The sequence below is a fragment of the Salipaludibacillus agaradhaerens genome, assembly GCF_002019735.1.
GTDB classification, from domain to species: Bacteria; Bacillota; Bacilli; order Bacillales; family Salisediminibacteriaceae; genus Salipaludibacillus; species Salipaludibacillus agaradhaerens.
Genome location: NZ_KV917378.1, coordinates 3,569,632 through 3,592,844 on the forward strand (window position 1 = coordinate 3,569,632; position 23,213 = coordinate 3,592,844).

A 23,213-nucleotide genomic window follows, 5' to 3' on the forward strand; every position below is an offset into this window, starting at 1 on the left:
ATATGGCATTAGACAATATAGTTGTTAAAGGGGCTCGCTCTCACAACTTGAAAAATATCGATGTGACAATCCCGCGGAATCAGCTTGTCGTTTTAACTGGACTGTCTGGTTCCGGGAAATCGTCCCTAGCATTTGATACGATCTATGCAGAAGGTCAGCGTCGCTATGTAGAGTCTCTTTCTGCTTATGCCCGCCAGTTCTTAGGGCAGATGGATAAACCTGATGTTGATGCTATAGAAGGTCTCTCTCCTGCTATTTCAATCGATCAAAAAACCACGAGTAAAAACCCTCGATCAACCGTGGGGACGGTGACAGAAATTTATGACTATCTTCGTTTACTTTTTGCCCGTGTAGGGAGGCCGATTTGTCCGCGACATCATATTGAAATCAGTTCGCAGACTGTTCAACAAATGGTCGATAGACTGGTGGAGTACCCCGAACGAACCAAAATGCAAATACTAGCCCCGATGGTCTCTGGCCGAAAAGGGACACATGTTAAGGTATTAGAAGATATTAAGAAACAGGGCTATGTACGTGTAAGAGTGAATGGTGAGATGCGTGAAGTAGCTGAGGATATCACGTTAGACAAAAATAAAAAACATAATATTGAATTAGTGATTGATCGAATAGTAATGAAAGAGGGAATTGAATCTCGACTCACTGATTCTATGGAAACAGCGCTAAATTTAGCTGATGGTCGCGTTATCGTCGATGTCATCGGTGAAGAAGAACTATTATTTAGTCAAAAACACGCCTGCCCTCATTGTGGATTTTCCGTCGGTGAGTTAGAACCTCGTATGTTTTCATTTAACAGCCCATTTGGTGCGTGTACATCGTGTGATGGATTAGGGCATAAGCTTGAGGTGGACCTTGAACTAGTTATTCCCGACCCTTCCCTAAGTTTAAAAGAAGATGCTATTATTCCTTGGAAGCCGGTAAGTTCCAGCTACTACCCATCATTACTTAAAAGCGTATGTGATCATTTTGGGATTGATATGGATGTCCCTGTGGAAAAGCTACCTAAAGAGCAAATGGACAAAATCTTATATGGTAGCGGGAGTGAAAAAATCTATTTCCGATACGAAAATGAGTTTGGTCGCGTAAGAGAAAAAGAGATTTATTTTGAAGGTGTTTTAGAGAATATTTCTCGCCGTTATCATGAGACAGGATCGGATTATATTCGTGAACAAATGGAAGGGTACATGACCCAAAAGCCTTGCCCAACATGTAAAGGCAATAGACTAACAAAAGAAGCATTGTCTGTTAAGATTAATGAACGTCATATTGGGCAAGTAACGAATCTTTCAATTACTGAAGCGAAAGCATTTATTGAGAATCTCAGCTTAACTAATAAAGAAATGGCCATTGCTAAGATGATTTTACGAGAAATTGAAGAAAGACTAGGCTTTTTAATTAACGTAGGACTTGACTATCTATCACTTTCTCGTGCGGCTGGCACACTTTCTGGTGGAGAAGCTCAGCGTATCAGACTGGCTACACAAATCGGATCATCATTAATGGGAGTACTCTATATCCTTGATGAGCCTTCAATTGGGCTTCATCAAAGAGATAACCATCGGCTTATAAAGACGCTAGAACGAATGCGTGATTTAGGGAATACACTAATCGTTGTTGAACATGATGAGGACACGATGATGGCTGCAGATTATTTAATAGATGTTGGACCAGGTGCTGGGGCTCATGGAGGAGAAATTTGTTCAACAGGCACACCAGAAGAAGTGATGAAAGATCCCCATTCGTTAACAGGGCAATACTTATCAGGAGACAAATTTATCCCCTTGCCTGTGGAAAGGCGTCAGCCTGACGGAAGGAAGATACAGATAAAAGGGGCAGAAGAGAATAACCTTAAAAACACAAATGTGACTCTTCCACTAGGGGTGTTAATAGCTGTTACAGGTGTATCAGGCTCAGGAAAAAGTACCCTCATTAACGATATTTTGTACAAATCGTTGGCACAAAAATTGACTACTGCTAAAACGAAGCCTGGTAAAGTAAAAACTGTTGAGGGAATTGAACAATTGGAGAAAGTTGTTGACATTAACCAATCCCCGATCGGCAGAACACCGCGATCAAATCCAGCAACTTATACGGGCGTTTTTGACGATATACGAGATATGTTTGCCATGACAAATGAAGCGAAGGTGAGAGGGTATAAAAAAGGGCGTTTCAGCTTTAATGTGAAAGGCGGGCGGTGTGAAGCTTGCCGAGGTGATGGCATTATAAAAATTGAGATGCATTTTCTCCCAGACGTTTATGTGCCATGTGAAGAGTGTCAAGGCAAACGCTATAACCGTGAAACGTTAGAGGTGACCTACAAAGGTAAAAATATTTCTGATGTTTTAGCGATGACGGTAGAGGAGTCGTTAGACTTTTTTGAAAATATTCCTCGTATTAAGCGAAAAGTCCAAACACTTTATGATGTAGGCCTTGGCTATATGAAACTTGGACAGCCTGCTACAACCTTATCAGGAGGGGAAGCGCAGCGTGTTAAACTGGCTTCCCAACTGCACCGGCGTTCTAATGGAAAGACTTTTTATATTTTAGACGAACCAACCACGGGGTTACATGTGGCTGATATTGATCGCTTATTGAAAGTGCTCCAGCGCCTTGTAGATAACGGGGATACAGTGCTTGTTATTGAGCATAATTTAGATGTGATTAAAACAGTGGATCACATTATTGACCTTGGACCAGAAGGTGGAGATAAAGGTGGAACCTTAGTAGCACAAGGGACGCCTGAAGAAGTAGCTAAAGTGAAAGGATCCTATACAGGCGAATTTTTAAAGCCGGTACTCGAACGGGAACGGGCTAGAATGTCAGAAAGAATGAAGGAAAAAGAGCAGGCTGGATCCGCTTCATAACGAGTCCCTGGATACATAATGTATCCAGGGGTTCCTTTTATGACAGTTGCAAAACGACTAATGGTGTTTTTTAGTGTTAACTTTAGTAATATGACTTTATAATAGAAAGTGAAGAGGGTAAATACCTTATATGGCCAAAGCCTACCTATATATACGATATATCACAGATCACCGTCTGTAAAACTCTGCTCAAAATAGAGAGGTGGTAGTAGACGCTAAGTCATGATTGACTCAACGTCCAATGAGTGGAAGAAGAAAAAAAAGCTCACTGATGAAAGGTTTGATATGTTTGCCTTTTGAAACCTCAACCTCTATTATGACGTAAATTATGATTAATAATAAAAGGAGGAATTCCCATGCATGAAGAGAGAAAAATGATACTAAAGATGATTGAAGACGGGAAAATTTCAGCTGAGGAAGGGTTACAGCTCTTAAATGCATTAAAGGAAAATGGTAAGAGTGATGCCACACCAGAGCGGTCGAAAGGGGACGAACAAGCTAGAGGGCCTCATAGTGAGACCATGGACAGCGAAAAGGAGACAACGAAAAAACAGACGGATTATTATATGACGAAAGATGTTAAGTGGGATAAAGAAGGCTATCGTCGGTCTCAAGAAAAAACCTCTTCTTTTGCTACGAAATTTTCAGAGTTTATCGATGAAGCGGTTCATAAAATAAAGGAAGTAGATTTAGATTTTAATTTTGGGTCATCTGTTGACGTCCATCATATCTTTCAGCATCGCGATGCGCCTGTAAAGGATGTTGATATTCGTATAGAGAATGGGAATATTACCCTTCTTCCTTGGGGAGAAGAGGATATACGAGTGGAATGTCATGTGAAAGTGTATAAGGTACGAGATACGGAAGAAGCACGACGACAATTTTTAAACGATGTGACGTTTGATTATAATGATGAAAAACTTAAGCTAGAATCTCGTAAAAAATCGATGAAAGTTAACACGATGATATATGTACCAAAAAAAGAACTGGAAAAAATCAAACTTTATGCGTTTAACGGCAAAATTGCAGGGGAAAATGTGGCAGTAAGGAGTATTGATAGTCGTACAGTCAACGGCAAAATCACGTTTAACGAGCTAAATGCTGAGAGTGTGCAGTTAGAAACGGTTAATGGCACGGTTTCACTTGATCACTTAAATGCAGGACAATGCGATGTCAAAACAATGAATGGAACGGTTGCTCTCAAGACCGTAAGAGGAGATTTAGAAGCTGAAACACTTAATGGAACCATTCATTATACCCTTCTAAAGACATCAGATGCCAGAGCATATATTAAAACCACTACTGGCAGTGTGAATGTGCATCTACCTGAGAATATTAAGGCAGAGGGAGAATTAAAGTCTTCTGTTGGAGGCATTAAATGTGATTTGCCAGCTATGTCAGTTATAGATGAAAAGAAAGAATTTGCGAGCAAAAAGATGTCTTTCCTCTCAAATAAACAGGCAGAAGCGAGCTTTTACATTGAGGCAGAAGCAGCTACAGGTACCATCTCTGTTCATAATTAACTAAGTGTCAAAGGAGAGAAGTAGAAGATGAAGCGCTTATATCGAACGAGTCATGACCGTAAACTTGCAGGAATATGTGGAGGATTAGGGCACTATTTTAATATTGATCCTACGATCGTCAGAATTGTATTATTGCTTCTCATCATTCCATTTAATGTGGGGATTTTTTTAGCCTATATTATCGGGATATTTGTTATCCCAGATGAAATGGATGTGTCATAAGAATGGGGTGGCTTCTCCAAATTATCGTAAACGCAGCGGTTCTTCTTATTATCGCTCATTTTTTTCAAGGTGTAGAAGTAGCAGGCATTTCCTCAGCAATAGTAGCAAGTGTTATCCTAGCTATCGTTAATTTAATCGTGAAACCGATCTTAGTCGTCTTGACTTTGCCCGTTACTGTTATGTCTCTCGGCTTATTCCTATTCGTTATTAATGCCGTCACATTGATGCTTACTGCCTCTATTATGGGAAGTAGTTTTGTCATCGAAGGATTTGGTTTAGCCATTGTTGTAGCGATCATTTTCGCCATTCTCAGTGCGCTTATTCACTCATTTGTCGTGGATCCCTTTACAAAAAGATAACTCTAAAGACTCCGTTTGATTAAGATTCAACAGTCAAACGGAGTCTTTTAGTATCAATTTATTTGCACGACTTATTTTAATTCTCAAGTGCCACAGCCATAGTCCATAGTAGTGTCAAAGTGATACGCTGAATAGCGTATTCAATAGGATTATGCACCTGGCGGCTAACCGTCTAAGATAAAATAATCTACTTTAAATTCAAGTTGATGTTTTGCAAACGGATAGATGATGGGTATGCTAAAATAAACGTAGTGACTAAATAGATGCCATCAACTAGAAGGAGGCGCTTTTCTATGGGAGAAGTGACAGCGAAAGATTTAATCAAAGAATTCAAATTTAAACTGTTAAATAATGAAGAAGCAGTAGCGTTTCGACCAGTAACAACAAGTGATATATCACGGCCTGGTATGGAAATGGCCGGATATTTTACATACTATCCGGCTAAACGGATTCAATTGTTAGGTAAAACAGAAATGTCGTTCTATGATGAATTAGATGAAGAGGCGAAAATTGATAGGATGGAAGGGCTATGTACATATGATACACCTGCAATCATTCTTTCAAGAGGAATGGAAGCGCCTGAAAACCTCATTGAAGCGGCAGATAGAGTGGGAGTCCCTGTTCTTTCCTCTCCAATGACGACAACACGCTTGAGTAGTCAATTGACAACATTTTTAGAAAGCCGCTTAGCACCGATGACAGCAGTACATGGCGTGTTAATTGATATTTATGGCATAGGTGTTCTCATTACTGGATCAAGTGGAGTAGGAAAAAGTGAAACGGCGTTGGATCTTGTTAGAAGGGGACATCGCCTCGTGGCAGATGATTCTGTAGAGATTAGAGAGGAACATGATAATGTTCTTGTAGGAAGAGCTCCTGAATTGATTAAACACTTGTTAGAGATTCGTGGACTTGGGATTATCAACGTTATGACACTTTTTGGTGCAGGGTCTGTTAGGAACTTCAAGCGAATCGGATTAACGATAGACTTAGAAATATGGGATCAAAAAAAACAATACGATCGTCTTGGATTAGATGAAGAAACAATTAAAATTTTTGATACTGACTTACCTAAAATAACACTCCCTGTGAGACCTGGGCGAAATTTAGCTGTTATTATAGAAGTAGCAGCGATGAATTTTCGCTTGAAACGGATGGGGATTAATGCAGCAGAACAGTTCTCTGAACGGCTTAATCATGTTATTGAAGAAAGTGACAGAGAAGAGTATTAATGACAAGGGAACTTTTCATAATTAAAACGGTTCACTTGTGAAAGAAAAGCTTTATTTTTATTTGAAGGTATTTTCTTCAACTATTTTTCACATGTATGATACATTATAAAATGAATGGACAGTTGGCTGGCCTGCTGTCCTTGAAAATTTGGTCATAAAGGTATCACGGTCATTCTATGTTATTTACTTGTTCCATACAGAAGTGTGGCGTTATATAACATAGACATAGCTATTATAAGAAAAAGAGGTGTACATATGTTTATCGGAACGATCCAACCGTTGAATCCAGTTGCATTTGAACTTGGGCCCTTCACTGTTTATTGGTACGGTTTATTAATTGGGCTTGGAGCTTTTATCGGTTACCTCATTGCTAATCGTGAGGCGAAGAAGCGGGGTATGCCTGCCGATATGTTTGCTGATTTGCTCCTTTTCGCATTACCGGCGGCTATTGTAGGCGCTAGAATTTATTATGTCATTTTCCGTTGGGAGCAATTTGCGGAAAATCCGGTGCGGGTTTTTTATATTTGGGAAGGTGGTCTGGCCATTCATGGCGGATTAATAGGCGCTCTATTAACAGCCTATATCTATGCGAGAATAAAAGGCTTATCTTTTTGGAAGATTGCAGATATTGCTGCACCGAGTATCATTTTAGGGCAGGCTATTGGGCGCTGGGGTAATTTTGTGAATCAGGAAGTTTACGGTGGTGAGGTATCTAGAAGTTTTTTAGAGAACTTAATGCTTCCAGACTTCATTATTAATCAAATGTATATACAAGGTGCTTATCATCATCCGACATTTCTATATGAATCTGTCTGGAATATTATCGGTTTTATACTCTTGCTCTGGTTACGTCGTGTTAACTTACGTCGTGGGGAATTATTCATCTCGTACGCTATATGGTATTCAGTAGGACGATTCTTTATCGAAGGTATTAGAACTGATAATTTACTGATTTTAGACGTGATAAGAACTGCTCAAATCGTTTCTATAATCACGGTGATCGGAGGTATTATTATTCTTATATACCGCCGAAAAACTGGGTTGTCAGCCCCGCGTTATTTAGATGATGGAACTACTTCTAAATCAAATAAACAAAAACGAAGTAAACCGAAGAAAAAGAAGTAACAGATTTGCTATGTCAACAGAAGGGGGGCCAGCCGGATGAAAACATTAAAAAATGGTTTGAAGAGCGGTCTTCTGACGACATGGAAACTTGGGAAAATTATCTTTCCTGTCACATTGATTGTCACCATACTTGGCCATACAGTGGTGATGGATTGGTTAACAAAACTACTATCTCCTTTTATGGGATGGATCGGTTTAACTGGTGAAGCCGCTATTCCAATTGTTTTAGGGAATGTGCTCAATTTGTATGCAGGTATAGGCGCCATGTTGACAATGGATTTAACGGTGAAACAAGTTTTCATTCTAGCTGTGATGCTTTCATTTTCCCATAATCTCTTCATTGAATCAGCTGTGGCCAAACAAGTGGGTTTAAAAGTATCGATTGTATTATTAGTTCGTCTTGGACTTGCTTTTATATCTGCGTGGCTTATTCACTTGTTTTGGCAAGGCGGTGAAGAGAAAGCGACGTACGGTTTTATACCAGCCAGTGGATCAGAAACGATTGAAGGGTACGGTTATATTATCCTACATGGAATAGAGAGTGCTCTATTCGGAATTGGTCAACTTGCCATAATTGTGATTCCTATTATGCTTTTTATTCAAATAATGAAAGATTTACAGTGGCTGCCTGTTTTTTCAAAATGGATGAGTCCATTTACAAAGCTGCTTGGTGTCAAACCTAATACAGCGACAACGTTGGCGTCTGGATTAGTGTTTGGATTAGCGTACGGTGCAGGGGTTATGATTCAGGCGGTTAAAGAGGACGGGGTAAGTAAAAAGGATCTCTATCTCGTGTTTATTTTTTTAGTAGCATGTCATGCTGTTATTGAGGATACTCTTATTTTTGCACCATTAGGTATCCCGCTTTGGCCGTTACTTGCCGTTCGCCTTATCGTAGCTACTTTGTTGACAGTGACGGTTGCTTTTGTGTGGAACAGACTCGAAAAAAAGAAGTTAAAACACGAAGAGCAATCAGCTATCTCTTATTCTCATCGTTCGTCATAAGCTAGCTTTGAATTATGAAAGGATGTTAACGTATGGTACAACGCAAAAGCATAAATACAGTCTTATTTGATCTCGACGGTACATTAATCAATACCATTGATTTAATAATTGCTTCGTTTCTTCACACGATGGATACTTATTACCCGGGGCAATACACACGAGATGATGTAATTTCGTTTATTGGTCCTCCCCTTTCTGAAACCTTTTCTAAACTTGATCATAGTAAATTAGATGAGATGACGACCACCTATCGCACGTTCAACCATGCACAACATGATGCGCTTGTAAAAAAATATGAAGGTGTTTCAGAAACACTAGTCGCATTAAGAAATGAAGGCTATAAGATGGCGATTGTGACCACGAAGCGACGAGATACGGCGATACGTGGTTTAGAGCTCATGGAATTAGATCAATTCTTCGACGTTATTATTTCATTGGATGAAGTAGAGAAATATAAACCGGATCCAGAGCCATTATTAAAAGCGTTAAGAGCCCTTAAAGCAACACCAGATCAAGCCATAATGGTAGGGGATAGCGAGCATGATATTCTCGGTGGCAAAAATACTGGAACAAAAACTGCAGGTGTCGCTTGGAGTGTTAAAGGAAGCGACCATTTAGCATCTTTTGAGCCGGATATTATGCTCAACAACATGACGGATTTACTGACATATTTAGAAGTAACGTCGTCTAAATAATCCATACAAGTTAGGCAGGTGGGGGGCTATGGGCAGAAAAACAGAGCGTTACCCTGTCAGTGAGGCGAACTCATTGTGGCAAGTTTATAAAACAGTGCCTTTTTTTAAAGTAGTAAAGAATTTTATTGTCATACAAGTGGCACGATATACACCTTTTCTTGGAGTTAAGAACTGGTTATATCGAACTTTTTTACGTATGGAAGTAGGGGACAAAGCAGCTGTCGCGTTAATGGTGATGATGGATGTAATGTTTCCTGAAAAAATTACGATAGGTAAAAACTCGGTCATTGGGTACAACACGACCATTTTGGCCCATGAATATTTAATTAAAGAATATCGGCTTGGACGTGTCACGATTGGAAATAATGTCATGATCGGAGCAAATACAACTATTCTCCCGGGGGTCACGATTGGAGATGGTGCAATCGTATCAGCAGGGACTCTTGTTCATAAAGATGTTCCACCGGGATACTTTGTTGGTGGTAATCCTATGCAACTTATAAAAGAAACAGAAGGCAGCCATGAATAAGTGATTATTCAGCTGCTTTTTTTTATCCCCTCTTAAGAGGCAGTAAAATCCCCACCTGAAAACTTAAGAAGATCGAAAAGTTTAAGTGGGGGATAAACTGCCTCTAAAGGCCCGATAAGTTAAACTAACAATCCGAGGGGGATGAAGGCAAACGCCCACTGATTGAAGCTTAGATTTATACAAAAAGGTTTATCGTTTGAAATAAGATGAGCAGTTTAAAGGAACTTTAATATTGACGTAATGCTATTTCCCTTGTAGACTACTCTTAAGGTCTTTATTACTCTATCACATTAGCGAAATAAAGTGAAGTTGTTAAAAATGATGTCTGAAATCGTCAAGTTGTTAATATACAAACTAAATGAAAGCGGAGAAGGTGAGGGACGTCATGTCAAAGCTATTTATGTTCGAAAAACCGTTAGGAATGAGAGATACGCTCCCAGAGCTTTATCAACTAAAAAAACAGGTTAAAGAAGCCATCTCTAAAGAAATGGGACAATGGGGGTATGTGCCAATTGAAACACCTACCTTGGAGTTTCACGAAACGGTGGGATCAGTCTCTGCGATTCTTGATCAACAGTTATTTAAGCTGTTAGATCAACAAGGTAATACGCTTGTGCTCCGGCCTGATATGACAGCACCCATTGCAAGAATTGCGGCTTCCACCTTGAAGAGTGCTAATCGGCCATTACGTTTAACGTACGATGCACCAGTATTTCGTGCTCAACAAATCGAAGGGGGAAGACCAGCTGAATTTGAACAAGTTGGTGTTGAGCTTATCGGTGATCAGTCTAGCAGTGCTGATGCTGAGGTGATTTCCCTGATGATGGCGTCCCTTCATTGTGCAGGCGCATCTCAAAGCAAAGTTGCTATTGGTCATATCGGTTTTGTAAATGCCTTTCTAATGGAAGTACTAGGAAATGAAGCGCGTGTGAATCACTTTAGACGTTACCTATACGAAAAAAATTATGTTGGTTTCCGAAAAGAAGTTGAACAATTGTCTCTTTCTTCAATTGATAAGCAACGGCTTTTCAAATTATTACGATTAAAAGGTGGCCCAGATATTATTTTAGAAGCGGAAGAAATTGCTGAATCTGAGGAAGCGCTTAACGCATTGAAACAACTTAAACATTTATTTTCTATACTTAATACCTATGAATTAGAGGCAAATTTAATCGTAGATCTAAATCTTGTGATGCATATGAGTTATTATACTGGAACCGTATTTGAGGCGTATAGTGAACGACTTGGATATCCGGTAGGAAGTGGCGGACGTTATGATCATTTACTTAATGAGTTTGATCACCCTGAAGCAGCTACGGGCTTTGGGCTGAGACTTGATCGTCTAACGGAAGCGATTGGTCAAAGTGAAGTATCTATTAATCAAGATGTTTGCCTAATTTTCAGCCATGATCGCCGAAAGGAAGCGATGAAAAAAACAAAGGAACTACGTCTGCAAGGTTACTCAGTAGTGATGCAAGAGTTAAGCGGTATTAAGGATGTGGATGCGTATTCTGCTCAGTTTGAAGATGTGATCTACTTCGTTGGCACGAATGGAAAAGGGGGGACGACTTCATGAGCAAAGAATGTTTAACGGTAGCGATGCCTAAAGGCCGCATATTTGAAGAAGCAGTTGAATTGCTTAGAGAAGCAGGATACCCTTTACCGCCAGAATTCGAGGACTCACGAAAGCTTATCATTGAAGTCCCTGAGGCGAAAATGCGTTTTATTCTGGCGAAACCCATGGATGTCCCAACCTATGTTGAACATGGTGCAGCAGATGTAGGTGTGGCTGGTAAAGATGTAATGATTGAGGAAAAGCGAGATGTTTATGAAGTGCTTGATTTAAAAATTAGTGCTTGTTACATGGCAGTTGCGGCTTTACCTACCTATAATAGGGGTTGCGAAGTTGCTCCTAAAATCGCATCTAAATATCCTAATCTTGCTAGTGAATACTTTCGGGAACAAGGTGAACAAGTGGAGATAATCAAACTTAATGGTTCAATAGAACTGGCCCCGATTATTGGTCTTGCAGATCGGATTGTTGATATTGTGTCCACAGGACAAACCTTGAAAGAAAATGGACTAGTAGAAGTAGAGACAATGATGCCTATTACTTCACGCTTTATTGTCAACCCTGTAAGCTATCGCACGAAGTCAAACGACATTGATGATATGGTAGACAGGTTGGCTGATGTCATTGATGCGAAAGAGAGGAGTCTATAACCGTGAAGATAATACCTCTTAAAGAGACAGTTTCACTTAAACGCGCCATTAATCAAGGAACTGATAAACAACGTCAAACGGTGGCTGCTATTCTCGAAGATGTAAAGAAAAAGGGGGATGAAGCCCTTCAAAAGTATACATTCATGTTTGATAAAGTAGAAATAACGGATACCCTCGTATCACCTGAAGAAATCTCCGAGGCGTATGACGCTGTTTCTCAAGATACGTTAACCATTATACGAGAAGCCATTAACAATATCCGAGATTTTCATGCTCGCCAAGTTCAACAATCGTGGATGACCACGAAAGAGGATGGCACTATACTGGGTCAGAAAGTGACGTCTCTAGATGCTGTTGGTGTGTACGTGCCTGGAGGTAGAGCCGCCTACCCGTCTTCGATTATTATGAACGTCGTACCAGCTCAAGTTGCAGGAGTCAAGCGTATCGTCATGACATCGCCACCTCAGAAAAATAATACATTAGATAATATCGTGCTCGTGACAGCTCATGAATTAGGCGTAAAAGAAATTCACAAAGTAGGTGGTGCTCAAGCAATTGGGGCGTTAGCTTACGGAACGGATTCTATACAGCCTGTAGATAAAATTGTCGGACCGGGAAATATTTATGTGGCACTTGCTAAACAACTTGTGTTCGGTGTTGTAGCCATTGATATGATTGCCGGTCCTAGTGAGATCGCTGTTTTAGCCGATCGTACGGCTAACTCAGCTTATATAGCGGCAGATTTATTATCACAAGCAGAGCACGATCCAATGGCTACAGCTATTCTTGTTACAACTGACCATTCTTTAGCAGAGAAAGTAGCTCAAGAAGTATCGGAACAGTTAGCCACCCTGCCAAAAAAAGCAATAGCAGAGGAAGCGATACAACATTATGGCGCCATTTATTTAGCTGAAACGATGGAACAAGCTGTTGAAGCAGTCAATGAATTAGCCGCAGAACACTTGGAGATCCAAACGGAAGATCCGTGGGCAATTTTACCAAGTATCCGGCATGCAGGCGCTATCTTTCTCGGGGAGCATAGCTCGGAGCCAGTGGGAGATTACTTTGCTGGACCTAACCACGTTCTTCCCACAAATGGCACTGCACGATTTTCAAGTCCATTAACAGTTGAAGATTTTACGAAAAAATCAAGCATCATTTCCTATAGTAAACAGGCGATTCAGTCACAGGCAGCTAAAATTGCAACCTTTGCTCGACTTGAACATCTGGAAGCTCACGCTCGAGCTGTGGAGAAGAGATTGGAGGATTAAGGAAATATGGAAAAGCGACAAGTAAGTAAAAGGCGAAAAACAAACGAAACAACGATTGAGCTAACATATTCAATTGATGGGAACGGAACAGCTGATTTAATGACAGATATCCCTTTTATGACTCATATGCTCGATTTATTTACAAAGCATGGGTTATTTGATCTCAGCTTAACAGCAAACGGGGATGTGGACATTGATGACCATCATACAACAGAAGATATAGGAATCGTGCTAGGAGAAGCATTGAAAGAAGCATTAGCTGATAAAAAAGGGATTCGTCGCTATGGCAATGCTTTTGTTCCAATGGATGATGCTTTAGCCCAAGTAGTGATTGACTTGAGCAATCGTCCCCACTTTGAATTGCGTGGTGAATTGCCTAAAGCAAAAGTGGGTACGTTCGACACTGAGTTAGTCGAAGAGTTTTTATGGAAACTAGCTTTAGAAGCCCGTATGAATCTCCACGTAATCATTCACTACGGGACGAATACTCATCACATTATTGAAGCCATTTTTAAAGCACTCGGTCGTGCTTTAGATGAAGCAACACAATTAGACCCTCGAGTAAAAGGGATTCCTTCAACAAAAGGAAGTTTATCATGATCGGCATTATTGACTATGGTATGGGGAACTTACACAGTGTCACAAAAGCGCTTGAAAGACTGGGGCATAGGTGCTTTCTTTCTGAAAAGCCTCACGATCTGGAAAAGGCTACACAGCTCATATTACCAGGAGTAGGCTCCTTTAAAGATGGCATGATTGAACTTGAAAAGAGGCAGCTTGATGTGTTTATTAAAGACTGGGCAGGGAAAGGCAATCCCTTGCTCGGTATTTGTTTAGGCATGCAGTTATTATTTGAAAAAAGTGAGGAAAATGGTCTTTCAAATGGCTTGAACTTACTTCCTGGACACGTGACACGTTTTAAAGAAGGTGCTTATAAAATCCCTCATATGGGGTGGAATCGATTAACATTTAATGATCCTACCCATCCAATCCTTCATGATGTCCCAGAAGGACACGTCTATTTCGTCCATTCTTATTTCGTTAATGCAAAAGAACGTGATGTTCTCGTGGCTACAGCTAATTATGGTGGGGAGCAAGTACCAGCAGTCGTGGCGAAGAAATCGGTTTGGGGGACGCAATTTCATCCGGAAAAAAGCAGTGAGGTCGGGATGCGCATGCTGAGAAACTATGTGAATCAAAAAGGGGTGGCAACCTATGAGTAAGTTTACAATTTATCCAGCTATCGATATACGTGGGGGCAAATGTGTCCGCCTTATACAAGGGGATTATGATAAAGAAACGATCTATGGTGACTCTCCTTATGACATGGCAGCACGTTTTGAAAATAAAGGTGCTGACTGGATCCATATGGTTGATCTAGATGGAGCAAAAGAAGGTCACCCAGTTAATCATGCAGAAGTGATAAAAACAGCACGTGAGCTTTCTGCAAATATTCAAATTGGCGGAGGGATTCGACGCCAAGAAGATATAGAGACCTATCTAGAAGCAGGTGTCTCTCGTGTCATTCTGGGAAGTTCGGCTATTTCTGACCCCGAATTTGTTAAAAACATGCTTCATGTATATGGCGGGAAGCGTATTGCAATCGGGATTGATGCAAGGGATGGCTATGTTGCGACGCATGGTTGGCTACAAACATCTCAAGTAAAAGCAGAAGAGCTTGGGAAAGTATTGGCTGGGGAAGGTGCAGAAACGTTTATTATGACGGATATATCTAGAGACGGCATGCTATCAGGGCCAAATGTTGCGGCGATTGCTAGCTTAGGGCAAGCAACAAACAAGCAGGTCATTGCTTCAGGCGGAGTCAGTGATTTAACCGATTTAAAAGAACTTTTAGCTAACAAGGATAGTGGTATAGCAGGTGCCATTATTGGAAAAGCACTCTACACTAACCGTATTCATCTTGAAGTGGCTTTAAATGAGGTGAATCGTTAATGCTTACGAAACGAATCATCCCATGTCTTGATGTGAAAGAGGGAAGGGTCGTAAAAGGCGTCAAGTTTGTCAACTTACGTGACGCTGGAGACCCTGTTGAATTAGCTGCCTTTTATGATGAGCAAGGGGCGGATGAATTAGTATTTCTTGACATTTCAGCATCACATGAAGGCCGGGAAACAATGGTGGATGTAGTTGAAGAGGTGGCAGGAACACTTGCTATTCCATTTACCGTCGGTGGCGGCATTAATACGCTGGAAGATATGAAACGTATTTTAAGAGCAGGAGCGGATAAAGTATCGTTAAACACAGCAGCGGTGACAAGGCCGGAGCTTATTCGTGAAGGCGCAGATTTTTTCGGTTCACAATGCATTGTTGTGGCGATCGATGCGAAATGGGATGATAGACTATCGTCTTGGATTGTCTATACGCACGGTGGACGAAGAAAGACTGAGCGCGACGTTATCACTTGGGCACAAGAAGCTGTCTCTAAAGGTGCAGGAGAACTTTTAGTCACCAGTATGGATGAAGATGGGGAAAAGCAAGGGTTTGATGAGACACTAACGGAAAAAGTAAGTGAGGCAGTATCTGTTCCGGTTATCGCCTCTGGTGGTGCCGGTAACCAACAACATTTTTACGATGTATTTACGAACGGCAAAGCAGATGCAGCTTTAGCAGCCTCTATTTTTCATTACCGAGAGACGTCAGTAGCTGAAGTGAAAAAGTTCTTAAGAGAAAAGGGGCTGGAAATTCGATGAACATTGATCACCTTACGTTTGACGAGAGTGGATTAATTCCTGCTATTGTCCAAGATAATCAAACAAAGCAAGTACTCACTTTGGCTTATATGTCAAAAACATCACTAATGAAAACAGTTGAAACAGGTGAAACGTGGTTTTACAGCCGATCACGTCAAGAATTATGGCATAAAGGTGCCACGTCTGGTAATACACAAACTGTGAATAAAATTTACTATGATTGTGATCAAGACGCTCTTGTTGTTTTAGTAACACCTAAAGGGCCAGCCTGCCATAAAGGAGATGTGAGCTGCTTCTCTGAGCAGCTTTGGTCATTGGACGATGGACATGGGGGCGAGTCCTCTAAAAGGTTCGCCATTATTGAGGAGCTTGAACGGGTTATTGCTGAGAGAGAAGTAACTCGGCCAGAAGGTGCATACACAACATATCTATTCGATGAAGGTGTGGATAAAATTTTAAAAAAAGTTGGAGAAGAAGCGGCTGAAGTCATTATAGCGGCCAAAAATCGTGATAAAGAAGAGCTCACTTGGGAGAGTGCTGATTTCCTTTACCATTGGCTTGTTCTTCTTCAAGAACAAAAGCTTTCCCTTGATGATGTTTTACAGAGGTTAGAAGACCGTCATGGGGGGAACAAAAAGTGATTATTAACCACTCGGGAAACCGTTTCCGAGTGGTTAATCTTGCTCCTGTAAATGCCCATTATCTAAATCGTTATGACATACGACCTTGATTTCGTCGTTAATATTGTTTAAAAGTCAATGAATCTTCATTGTTCGGCTTTCTTTTGAGTAGGATTCGTTGTTACACTACTATAAGCGTGTTATACTGCAAATAGAATAGGCGAAATATGGGGAAATAAGTCAATTTAACGCTCTTTTATGAGTGAAGCGAAAGAATGGGGGCACACATATATGCCAGAAATTGAAACAAGGGCAAAAAAAGGGCGCGTGATCCCTTTTATACAAGATGGCGGTTATTTTTATAAAAAAGGAATTGAAGCTTACCAAAATAAGCAAATCGAAAAAGCTATTATGTACTTTGAACGGGCTATCCGCTTAGATCCGGAAGAGCCTGTTTTTATGTGTCAGCTTGCTATTGTGTTATCAGAACAAGGAAATTACGACCGTTCAAATGAATGGCTTCATAAAATTAAGTTTGACGTCGCTCCTGATATGAGTGAATGCTATTTCTTTATCGCTAACAATCTTGCACATTTAGGGGAATTTGAAGAGGCGAAAGAAAACTTAGAAGAATATTTAAAAATGGATGAGGATGGAGAGTTTGCGGACGATGCTGAATCGCTTCTCGACATGATTGAAAGACAAAAAGATCCGGCACGTGAATTTTCACCTGAGCAGCAAAAGATGCATGGCGGGTTCCACCTGATTGCATTATTAAATCGTGGAGATTTCTCAGAAGCTGAGCAGGAGGCACGGAAGCTAATTGGAGAAGAACCTGATAATTGGAATATGTATGTTTATCTTGCTGAATCCTTAATTTACCAGAATCAATGGGAAGATGCAGAGAATATCTTGCAGAATTTATTGTTAAAAGAAGAACCTAATTTTCTTGCTCAGTGTTTGATGGCGGTGCTACTCCATTTGAAGAGAGAACCAGAGGCAGCAACGTGGGTGAAAAACCTTGTGAACTTGCGGCCTATCGATACGTGGGATTGTCATTATTTAGCGAGGGCATTAAGTATGACAGGGGAGTATAAAATTGCTTTTGCATGGTATGATAAATTACTTGGCGACTATTCTCTACCAAAATTACCTCATATCACGCATCAAATGGCGATCCTTTCCTGGCATTGTGGTGATTTACAGACTGCAAAGCACATTTGGGAAGATATCCGTCAAGAAGACGTTAAGAAGCAAGGATTAATAACGTATTTATTGAGCGAGATTGAGAAAGGCAAAAAACCTTCTCATGATAGAAGACAATTCCTTTACCGCTCATAGAAGTGGTGAGCTAAAAAGTAGCATGAACTGGTTCACAACCGTTTAAACTAGAAAACAAATGACGGACTACTATGTGAGCAACTTCTTGGACTTCTTTTATTAAATTGAATAGTATAAACATGACAAGAAAACAACGAATGATTTACGCTAGGGAGTGAGATTATGAGCGAGGAAAAAATTTATGATGTTATCATCATTGGGGCAGGTCCCGCAGGAATGACAGCAGCAGTCTACACGTCCCGGGCTAATCTGAGCACTGCTATGTTAGAGCGGGGCATGCCGGGCGGCCAAATGGCTAATACTGAAGATGTTGAAAATTATCCAGGATATGATCATATATTAGGACCTGATTTATCTACAAAAATGTTTGAACATGCTAAAAAATTCGGCGCTGAGTATGTATATGGCGATGTGAAAGAAATTATCGACGGGAAAGAATATAAACGAATCGTCACAGGAAACGGAGAATATAAAGCTCGTGCAGTTATTATTACCACAGGTGCTAAATATAAAAAGTTAGGTGTGCCTGGAGAAGAGGAATTAAGCGGTAGAGGGGTGTCTTACTGTGCGGTATGTGACGGTGCCTTCTTTAAGGAGAAAGAACTTGTTGTAATTGGCGGGGGAGACTCAGCAGTTGAAGAGGCCGTTTATTTAACACGATTTGCGAGCAAAGTAACTGTCATTCACCGAAGAGATGAATTAAGAGCTCAGAAAATTCTACAGGAACGGGCATTTGAAAATGAAAAAATTGACTTTATTTGGAGTCATGTTGTAAAAGAAATCAATGGAGAGAACGGCAAGGTTAGCAGTGTGACACTCATTGATAAAACTGATGGATCTGAAAAAGAATTTAAAACGGATGGCGCGTTCATTTACATTGGAATGCTACCTATTAACGAGCCGTTTATTAATTTAGGAATTACAAATGAAGAAGGATATGTAGAAACAAACGAAGATATGGAGACGAAAATACCAGGGGTTTTTGCTGCAGGAGATATTCGTGAGAAGATGCTTAGACAAATTGTAACGGCAACAGGCGACGGCAGTATTGCAGCGCAATCTGCTCAGCATTATGTGGAGAGCCTTCTAGAAGAATTAAAAAAGACTGAACAAGTTTAAGTTGAATGTGGGACGGTCTTCTAAGACGTTAAAATAGGCTGAACGAGACAAGATAGTGACTCTTCGTCTCGTTTTTTGTGTGGTCTAAATAATTGACAAAGTGAATGCTCATGAAAGAAGATTAATAAAACGAACCATCAATCAGTGGGGGTTTTTGTTCTGGTTCCATTTATTGTTAGTTGAGTCAATAAGGATCTGTGATAAATGTTACAACAAAGTAAAAAAAGAACGAATAATTTTTTGGTGAAATTGACACATTTATTGGCGATTAAACCCGACTGAAATGAAAATATATTGGAAAAAAGAACAAAAGACCTGGTACCTGTACCATATGCCTAGGTCCATCTGTTATAGTTGAGGTTACTTTTTTTGGAATGCTACAACCCCAATGAATACAAGCAACTCACGAAATTTCATAAAAAGTAATTGTCACTTAACTCTTCTGTAACAATGCTGAAATAAAGAAAGGTTATTATATAGTTAGTAATTGACCCCCTTTTTATATATTACTTTTTGGCACAGGCAAAAGCCTGTGTCCTTTTTTTGTTTTTAGGAAGGCTATGGATAATGAGAAAACTGAAGTACTGGTTCATTCTTACTTACGCGATCTATCACAGATAAAACGAAGTTAATCGAAGGGCGAAAGTTAATAGATTACCGGCTCTCTCAATGAACGATTTACTTTATAGGTTCGATATTGGTCGTATTATAAGAGTTGTAGTATACTGATAGCGACCTCTGTTTCGTGATGATGATAGAAAATGTGATTAGATTTTCATGCAAAGTTAGAACGTTTTCTTTTTATTAATGATAAAATAAAAGAGAATAAAGAGGTTCTAATGTTATTCATCTGTTCGCATGTTTTTATACAAATAAATATGGCAGTATGACAATAAGCTTAAACACACAATGATAAACGAAACTTCCCTTGCGAGGTGATGGAAGATGCAACGTGTCACAAATAGTATATTGGTAAAAGATGGTGAAGTTTTGTTGTTAAAAAAACCGAGCCGAGGCTGGTGGGTGGCCCCAGGAGGGAAAATGGAGTTAAGAGAATCCATTTTAGAAAGTGCCACAAGAGAATACAAAGAAGAAACAGGAATATTATTACAAGATCCACAGTTAAGAGGGATTTTTACCTTTGTGATCGAAGAAAATGGTGAAGTGGTAAACGAATGGATGATGTTTACTTTTCGATCCAGCGATTTTTCCGGTCATTTACTCCCTGTATCACCAGAAGGTGAGCTAGCTTGGGTCCCTATAGAGGAAATTACTGACTTGCCTATGGCAATGGGCGATTACCTTATTTTTGAACATATACTGACAAAGCAAGGGATGTTGTACGGGACGTTTACGTACAATACAGATATGGAGCTGCTCTCCTACCGTTTGGAGGCAGAAGGAGAAATTGCAAAAACATTCAAGTCATAAGAAGGACAAGGGGGGAAGCCATATGACAGAACAACGGTCAATGAACGAGATAGAATTAGTCATTATAACTGGTATGTCAGGGGCTGGAAAAACGGTTGCAGTACAGAGTTTTGAAGATATGGGTTACTTTTGTGTCGATAATCTGCCACCAGCTTTAATTCCAAAGTTTATTGATTTAGTGGAAGGATCAGGAGGGAAAATGCAAAAGGTCGCTCTCGTCATTGACTTGAGAGGTCGAGAATTTTTTGATGATTTATTTGAGTCAATTAATACTTTATCATCTGATTCAGCCGTCACACCGCAAATTGTTTTCTTAGACTCAAAAGATGCAACTTTAGTGAGGCGTTATAAAGAAACAAGACGATCTCACCCTCTCGCTGAAAGTGGTGGGCCTTTGGAAGGGATAACAGCCGAAAGACGTATTTTAAATGATTTAAAAGGCCAAGCGCAAATCATCATTGATACGAGTGATCTTAAACCTCTTGAATTACGTGAACGCATTATACAACGTTTTTCTTCTGGGACTAAGGAAACTTTCAGTGTTCATCTCCTGTCATTCGGTTATAAACATGGCATCCCAATTGATGCAGATTTGGTTATTGATGTACGTTTTCTCCCAAACCCGCATTATATCGATCACATGCGTCCGAAAACTGGACTTGATAAAGAAGTGTCAGATTATGTATTGAAATGGAATGAAACCCAGCAATTTATTCAAAAATTAGATGACCTACTACAATATATGCTCCCTCACTACAAACGGGAGGGTAAAAGCCAACTCATATTAGCCATTGGGTGTACGGGTGGTAAACACCGCTCTGTGACACTTGCTGAACATTTTAAGAAACGACTCTCTGATTTAGATTTTTATACGTATGTGACACACCGAGATGCTGAAAAAGGTAAACGAGAGACGTGAAGAAAGCGAAAGTAACAGTTCTTGGAGGAGGAACTGGATTATCAGTTCTTCTTCGTGGTTTAAAAACATTTCCAGTTGAAATCTCTGCAATCGTCACAGTTGCGGATGATGGTGGAAGTTCAGGTAGACTACGTAAGGAATTAAATATTCCGCCTCCTGGAGATATACGTAATGTTTTAGTCTCTTTATCAGAAGTAGAACCCCTTGTAGAGGAACTTTTTCAACATCGCTTTGAAGATGGAAATGGTTTATCTGGTCATTCACTAGGCAACTTACTGTTAGCAGGAATGACCTCAATCACCGGTGATTTTGCTCAAGGAGTACAGGAAATCAGTCGTGTATTAAATGTTAAAGGAAATGTCTTACCGGCTTCAAATGAGCATCTCACTTTATTTGCAGAGTATACGGATGGCAGTTTAACTGAAGGAGAATCAAATATTCCTACGATTGGGAAGAAAATTAAACGTGTATTTTTAGAGCCGAAAAATCCCCAGCCTATGCCAGAAGCACTTCAAGCGATCGAGCAATCCGATTTAATTGTTCTTGGGCCGGGCAGCTTATATACAAGTGTGATCCCTAACCTCCTTGTCCCGGGGATGAAAGAAGCTCTTCTTCGCACAAATGCTATGAAAGTTTATATCTGCAATGTCATGACTCAGCCGGGGGAAACAGATGGTTATACGGTGTCAGATCATGTTCAGGCGATTGATGAGCATATTGGAGAACCAATCGTTGATGCGGTATTATTTAATAAACAACCTATACCGTATTCTTATGCAGAACGTTATAAAGAAGAAGGGGCAGCAGAAGTTCCGTTAGATGAGCAGGCATTAAAGGAATTAGATGTGCTTATGATCGGTGATGACCTTTTATATTTTGATAATGACTTATTGAGACATGATGCATTAAAGGTATCACAAAGGTTAGTATCCTTACTGTAAGTGTTCATCATACTATTCATGAGACGAGAAAAAATGTCACAGTTTATTTGGAGGTGAAACTAGTGTCGTTTGCTTCCATGACAAAAAAAGAACTAACGCAAATGGATGTGAAGGATTGCTGTTCAAAAGCGGAATTAGCAGCATTAATTCGAATGAACGGGGCTATATCTATTCGTAATATGCAAATTACATTAGATATTCAAACTGAAAATGCGGCCATTGCAAGACGCATATACACATTACTGAAAAAACATTTTCCTGTTCATGTAGAGTTGCTAGTAAGGAAAAAAATGCGATTGAAAAAAAACAATGTCTATGTCGTTAGAATATCGAAAGAGGCGAGACAAATTCTCGAATCTCTTCACATCGTCGATAATACGTTTACTTTCACACGTGAAATATCAGAGGACCTAGTGAAAAAAGACTGTTGTAAACGATCTTATTTGCGAGGAGCTTTTTTAGCGGGAGGATCAGTGAATCATCCGGAAACATCCTCATATCATTTAGAAATTTTTTCACTATATGAGGAACATAACCGTTCATTATGTGAGCTTATGGATCAGTTCCATATTAGTGCGAAAATGATTGAAAGAAAGAAAGGGTTTATACTGTACTTAAAAGAAGGAGAGAAGATTAGCGAATTTCTTAATGTTATTGGGGCTCATCAAGCATTACTTCGCTTTGAAGACGTGAGAATCATGAAAGATATGCGTAACTCAGTCAACAGATTGGTGAACTGTGAGACCGCTAATTTAAACAAAACAGTTGGTGCAGCATTAAGGCAAGTTGAGAATATACGTTATATTAAGGAAGAAGTAGGACTAGAGGCACTTCCTGAGAAGCTACAAGAAATAGCAAGACTGAGGGTGGAGCATCAGGAAGTAACATTAAAAGAGCTTGGAGAAATGGTTTCTGGAGGGAAAGTTAGTAAATCAGGTGTCAATCACCGCCTTCGGAAAATAGAAGAGTTCGCTAATAAACTTCGCGCAGGGGAAAAAGTGTAGCATCCCCTGTTTTCTTACACATCTATGAAAGCGCTTGAATAGAAAGATATAAAGAAGGAGG

Annotated in this window: 23 protein-coding genes; all 23 read left to right on the plus strand. The window is 40.0% G+C overall.

Going from position 1 to position 23,213, the window contains the following annotated elements:
* Positions 1-2 precede the first annotated feature (2 nt).
* The 23 genes from uvrA (at position 3) to whiA (ending at position 23,152) form a co-directional block, all read left to right on the plus strand.
* Positions 3-2,882: an excinuclease ABC subunit UvrA gene (gene uvrA / locus BK581_RS16345; protein ID WP_078579168.1), complete on the plus strand. Its 2,880-nt coding sequence runs from the start codon at positions 3-5 to the stop codon at positions 2,880-2,882.
* A gap of 356 nt (positions 2,883-3,238) precedes the next feature.
* Entirely contained in the window at positions 3,239-4,405 is a 1,167-nt protein-coding gene (locus BK581_RS16350) for a DUF4097 family beta strand repeat-containing protein (RefSeq protein WP_078579169.1), read from the plus strand.
* A 27-nt stretch (positions 4,406-4,432) separates the two neighbouring features.
* Positions 4,433-4,627: a PspC domain-containing protein gene (locus BK581_RS16355; RefSeq protein WP_078579170.1), complete on the plus strand. Its 195-nt coding sequence runs from the start codon at positions 4,433-4,435 to the stop codon at positions 4,625-4,627.
* Between the two features lie 2 nt (positions 4,628-4,629).
* Positions 4,630-4,986, plus strand: coding sequence for a phage holin family protein (locus BK581_RS16360; protein WP_078579171.1), 357 nt, complete (start codon positions 4,630-4,632; stop codon positions 4,984-4,986).
* 293 nt (positions 4,987-5,279) lie between these two features.
* Positions 5,280-6,218: an HPr(Ser) kinase/phosphatase gene (hprK, locus tag BK581_RS16365; RefSeq protein WP_078579172.1), complete on the plus strand. Its 939-nt coding sequence runs from the start codon at positions 5,280-5,282 to the stop codon at positions 6,216-6,218.
* 255 nt (positions 6,219-6,473) lie between these two features.
* The gene (gene lgt / locus BK581_RS16370) at positions 6,474-7,343 is read left to right on the plus strand and encodes a prolipoprotein diacylglyceryl transferase (RefSeq protein WP_078579173.1); all 870 of its coding nucleotides are present in this window, start codon (positions 6,474-6,476) and stop codon (positions 7,341-7,343) included.
* A 36-nt stretch (positions 7,344-7,379) separates the two neighbouring features.
* Positions 7,380-8,348 (plus strand): nucleoside recognition domain-containing protein, encoded by a 969-nt coding sequence (locus tag BK581_RS16375; protein ID WP_078579174.1) that lies wholly within the window; start codon positions 7,380-7,382, stop codon positions 8,346-8,348.
* A 32-nt stretch (positions 8,349-8,380) separates the two neighbouring features.
* The gene (ppaX, locus tag BK581_RS16380) at positions 8,381-9,043 is read left to right on the plus strand and encodes a pyrophosphatase PpaX (protein ID WP_078579175.1); all 663 of its coding nucleotides are present in this window, start codon (positions 8,381-8,383) and stop codon (positions 9,041-9,043) included.
* A 28-nt stretch (positions 9,044-9,071) separates the two neighbouring features.
* The gene (locus BK581_RS16385) at positions 9,072-9,572 is read left to right on the plus strand and encodes an acyltransferase (RefSeq protein WP_078579176.1); all 501 of its coding nucleotides are present in this window, start codon (positions 9,072-9,074) and stop codon (positions 9,570-9,572) included.
* A 385-nt stretch (positions 9,573-9,957) separates the two neighbouring features.
* Positions 9,958-11,148: an ATP phosphoribosyltransferase regulatory subunit gene (locus BK581_RS16390; protein WP_078579177.1), complete on the plus strand. Its 1,191-nt coding sequence runs from the start codon at positions 9,958-9,960 to the stop codon at positions 11,146-11,148.
* The gene (gene hisG, locus BK581_RS16395) at positions 11,145-11,795 is read left to right on the plus strand and encodes an ATP phosphoribosyltransferase (protein ID WP_078579178.1); all 651 of its coding nucleotides are present in this window, start codon (positions 11,145-11,147) and stop codon (positions 11,793-11,795) included. Before BK581_RS16390 ends, hisG begins: the two co-directional genes overlap by 4 nt.
* A gap of 2 nt (positions 11,796-11,797) precedes the next feature.
* Positions 11,798-13,066, plus strand: coding sequence for a histidinol dehydrogenase (gene hisD / locus BK581_RS16400; protein ID WP_078579179.1), 1,269 nt, complete (start codon positions 11,798-11,800; stop codon positions 13,064-13,066).
* Between the two features lie 6 nt (positions 13,067-13,072).
* Complete coding sequence (hisB, locus tag BK581_RS16405) at positions 13,073-13,666, plus strand: imidazoleglycerol-phosphate dehydratase HisB (RefSeq protein WP_078579180.1); 594 nt, start codon at positions 13,073-13,075, stop codon at positions 13,664-13,666.
* A complete protein-coding gene (hisH, locus tag BK581_RS16410) occupies positions 13,663-14,289 on the plus strand; it encodes an imidazole glycerol phosphate synthase subunit HisH (RefSeq protein WP_078579181.1) in 627 nt (208 codons plus the stop codon). Before hisB ends, hisH begins: the two co-directional genes overlap by 4 nt.
* A complete protein-coding gene (hisA, locus tag BK581_RS16415) occupies positions 14,282-15,019 on the plus strand; it encodes a 1-(5-phosphoribosyl)-5-[(5-phosphoribosylamino)methylideneamino]imidazole-4-carboxamide isomerase (protein ID WP_078579182.1) in 738 nt (245 codons plus the stop codon). Before hisH ends, hisA begins: the two co-directional genes overlap by 8 nt.
* A complete protein-coding gene (hisF, locus tag BK581_RS16420) occupies positions 15,019-15,777 on the plus strand; it encodes an imidazole glycerol phosphate synthase subunit HisF (protein ID WP_078579183.1) in 759 nt (252 codons plus the stop codon). Before hisA ends, hisF begins: the two co-directional genes overlap by 1 nt.
* Entirely contained in the window at positions 15,774-16,418 is a 645-nt protein-coding gene (gene hisIE / locus BK581_RS16425) for a bifunctional phosphoribosyl-AMP cyclohydrolase/phosphoribosyl-ATP diphosphatase HisIE (protein ID WP_078579184.1), read from the plus strand. Before hisF ends, hisIE begins: the two co-directional genes overlap by 4 nt.
* Before the next feature lie 270 nt (positions 16,419-16,688).
* A complete protein-coding gene (locus BK581_RS16430; RefSeq protein ID WP_169837761.1) occupies positions 16,689-17,738 on the plus strand; it encodes a tetratricopeptide repeat protein in 1,050 nt (349 codons plus the stop codon).
* Between the two features lie 162 nt (positions 17,739-17,900).
* Positions 17,901-18,857: a thioredoxin-disulfide reductase gene (gene trxB / locus BK581_RS16435; RefSeq protein WP_078579186.1), complete on the plus strand. Its 957-nt coding sequence runs from the start codon at positions 17,901-17,903 to the stop codon at positions 18,855-18,857.
* A gap of 945 nt (positions 18,858-19,802) precedes the next feature.
* Positions 19,803-20,288, plus strand: coding sequence for an NUDIX hydrolase (locus tag BK581_RS16440; protein ID WP_078579187.1), 486 nt, complete (start codon positions 19,803-19,805; stop codon positions 20,286-20,288).
* A 22-nt stretch (positions 20,289-20,310) separates the two neighbouring features.
* Positions 20,311-21,207 carry an RNase adapter RapZ gene (gene rapZ / locus BK581_RS16445; protein WP_245829113.1) on the plus strand — a complete coding sequence of 299 codons (897 nt, stop codon included), beginning with the start codon at positions 20,311-20,313 and terminating at the stop codon, positions 21,205-21,207.
* Entirely contained in the window at positions 21,204-22,148 is a 945-nt protein-coding gene (locus BK581_RS16450) for a gluconeogenesis factor YvcK family protein (RefSeq protein ID WP_078579188.1), read from the plus strand. The genes rapZ and BK581_RS16450 overlap by 4 nt, the downstream gene beginning before the upstream one ends.
* 62 nt (positions 22,149-22,210) lie before the next feature.
* Positions 22,211-23,152, plus strand: a complete 942-nt coding sequence (gene whiA / locus BK581_RS16455; protein WP_078579189.1) for a DNA-binding protein WhiA — start codon at positions 22,211-22,213, stop codon at positions 23,150-23,152.
* The last annotated feature ends 61 nt before the right edge of the window (positions 23,153-23,213 follow it).

Excerpts from the sequence above, each read along its gene's own strand:
- uvrA (WP_078579168.1), top strand. The coding sequence starts at position 3 with ATGGCATTAGACAATATAGTTGTTAAAGGGGCTCGCTCTCACAACTTG.
- BK581_RS16350 (WP_078579169.1), top strand. The coding sequence starts at position 3,239 with ATGCATGAAGAGAGAAAAATGATACTAAAGATGATTGAAGACGGGAAA.
- BK581_RS16355 (WP_078579170.1), top strand. The coding sequence starts at position 4,433 with ATGAAGCGCTTATATCGAACGAGTCATGACCGTAAACTTGCAGGAATA.
- BK581_RS16360 (WP_078579171.1), top strand. The coding sequence starts at position 4,630 with ATGGGGTGGCTTCTCCAAATTATCGTAAACGCAGCGGTTCTTCTTATT.
- hprK (WP_078579172.1), top strand. The coding sequence starts at position 5,280 with ATGGGAGAAGTGACAGCGAAAGATTTAATCAAAGAATTCAAATTTAAA.
- lgt (WP_078579173.1), top strand. The coding sequence starts at position 6,474 with ATGTTTATCGGAACGATCCAACCGTTGAATCCAGTTGCATTTGAACTT.
- BK581_RS16375 (WP_078579174.1), top strand. The coding sequence starts at position 7,380 with ATGAAAACATTAAAAAATGGTTTGAAGAGCGGTCTTCTGACGACATGG.
- ppaX (WP_078579175.1), top strand. The coding sequence starts at position 8,381 with ATGGTACAACGCAAAAGCATAAATACAGTCTTATTTGATCTCGACGGT.
- BK581_RS16385 (WP_078579176.1), top strand. The coding sequence starts at position 9,072 with ATGGGCAGAAAAACAGAGCGTTACCCTGTCAGTGAGGCGAACTCATTG.
- BK581_RS16390 (WP_078579177.1), top strand. The coding sequence starts at position 9,958 with ATGTCAAAGCTATTTATGTTCGAAAAACCGTTAGGAATGAGAGATACG.
- hisG (WP_078579178.1), top strand. The coding sequence starts at position 11,145 with ATGAGCAAAGAATGTTTAACGGTAGCGATGCCTAAAGGCCGCATATTT.
- hisB (WP_078579180.1), top strand. The coding sequence starts at position 13,073 with ATGGAAAAGCGACAAGTAAGTAAAAGGCGAAAAACAAACGAAACAACG.
- hisH (WP_078579181.1), top strand. The coding sequence starts at position 13,663 with ATGATCGGCATTATTGACTATGGTATGGGGAACTTACACAGTGTCACA.
- hisA (WP_078579182.1), top strand. The coding sequence starts at position 14,282 with ATGAGTAAGTTTACAATTTATCCAGCTATCGATATACGTGGGGGCAAA.
- hisF (WP_078579183.1), top strand. The coding sequence starts at position 15,019 with ATGCTTACGAAACGAATCATCCCATGTCTTGATGTGAAAGAGGGAAGG.
- hisIE (WP_078579184.1), top strand. The coding sequence starts at position 15,774 with ATGAACATTGATCACCTTACGTTTGACGAGAGTGGATTAATTCCTGCT.
- BK581_RS16430 (WP_169837761.1), top strand. The coding sequence starts at position 16,689 with ATGCCAGAAATTGAAACAAGGGCAAAAAAAGGGCGCGTGATCCCTTTT.
- trxB (WP_078579186.1), top strand. The coding sequence starts at position 17,901 with ATGAGCGAGGAAAAAATTTATGATGTTATCATCATTGGGGCAGGTCCC.
- BK581_RS16440 (WP_078579187.1), top strand. The coding sequence starts at position 19,803 with ATGCAACGTGTCACAAATAGTATATTGGTAAAAGATGGTGAAGTTTTG.
- rapZ (WP_245829113.1), top strand. The coding sequence starts at position 20,311 with ATGACAGAACAACGGTCAATGAACGAGATAGAATTAGTCATTATAACT.